Below are 823 nucleotides of genomic sequence, written 5' to 3'. Positions count from 1 at the left end.
CCGCCAGTCAATAGGCGAGCCTAACTTATTTGACTGCTTTTGCAGTCAAATTAAAATCAATCAACAAATTCATCTACTTCGTCTGTCATTTAGCTGTCAAATCATCGTTTACAGCAAACACATATAGAGGCTCTCTTAGTGCGATCTTATCGCTGCCTGACTCTTTTCACTCCTTTGAAATTTCAGGGGCACTAGACATTTATCGGTTAACCCTAAGATGGCACTATTCAAGTCAGAGGTGCTTTTTGCACAGTTAGTTTCAGGCTCATTTAGGGTGTAAACGACTTTGTTGATTGTATTTATTAATGCGCGCCAATAAGGTGTCTAATCAAGGCAATGTAGCTTAAATAGCATTTGGCATAGTGATGATGGTGAGAAGTCATTGCTTCATTAGCCACATCATTCACGGTCATGCTCACTTCTCTTTTTAAGAGTATCTAGTTAGACGTTCAGCTCACCTTATTGCGCGACTTATCCTTTTAAGAATCGTTGTTCATCAAACACCGTTTTGTTCTTCAACATGAAATAGACGCAGCGGCCAAGCTTATGAGCGAGTGCAGACAACGCTTTAGCCTTACTCATTCTTTTCTGTAATCGATTAAGGTAGTTACGGGCTTTGTCATTGCCTCGCAGGTACAGCACAGCTGCTTCTGAGAATGCCCATTTCAAATGAGCGTTACCGATTTTATTACCATTAGTACCGTAGGTTTTACCCGCCGATTCAGCTTTGCATTTGACCAATCTAGAGTAAGAAGCGAACTTTTGCACTGACTCAAATCGGCAGATATCACCGATTTCATACAAAATTGTCAGTGACAGAATC

General features: G+C 40.8%; 1 protein-coding gene. It reads right to left on the bottom strand.

Going from position 1 to position 823, the window contains the following annotated elements; all coding sequences use genetic code 11:
- Nucleotides 1-471: 471 nt before the first annotated feature.
- The coding region (locus H5202_RS23510; RefSeq protein WP_182774119.1) for a transposase at nt 472-823 on the bottom strand (352 nt) is incomplete at its 5' end.

The organism is Shewanella sp. SG41-4 (assembly GCF_014164505.1).
GTDB lineage: Bacteria > Pseudomonadota > Gammaproteobacteria > Enterobacterales > Shewanellaceae > Shewanella.
This window is presented reverse-complemented; position numbering and strand designations above follow the sequence as displayed.